A 362-nucleotide genomic window follows, 5' to 3' on the forward strand; every position below is an offset into this window, starting at 1 on the left:
CCGCCGATTGGTTCGCCGCTGGCGGGGGTGGCGCTGTTTGTGTTGGATGAGTGGTTGCAGGTGGTGCCGGCGCGTGTGGTCGGGGAGTTGTATATCGCGGGTGCGGGTGTGGGCGTTGGGTATTGGCGCCGATCGGGGTTGACGGCGTCGCGGTTTGTGGCGTGTCCGTTCGGCGGTGCGGGAGCCCGCATGTATCGCACTGGGGATCTGGTGTTTTGGGGTGCCGATGGGCAGTTACGGTATATGGGGCGTAGCGACCAGCAGGTCAAGATCCGCGGGTACCGCGTTGAGTGTGGTGAGGTGGCCGCGGCGCTGGCCCAACTGCCTGGGGTGGATCAGTCGGTGGTGATCGCCCGCGAGGA

The 362-nt window shown here is 66.3% G+C and carries 1 protein-coding gene; it reads left to right on the forward strand.

The window, feature by feature from the left end:
* On the forward strand, positions 1 to 362 hold a 362-nt coding region (locus F0Q45_RS26965), incomplete at both ends, for an AMP-binding protein (RefSeq protein ID WP_149656697.1).

This window comes from Mycobacterium simiae (assembly GCF_008370645.1).
In the GTDB taxonomy this organism is placed as follows: domain Bacteria; phylum Actinomycetota; class Actinomycetes; order Mycobacteriales; family Mycobacteriaceae; genus Mycobacterium; species Mycobacterium simiae_A.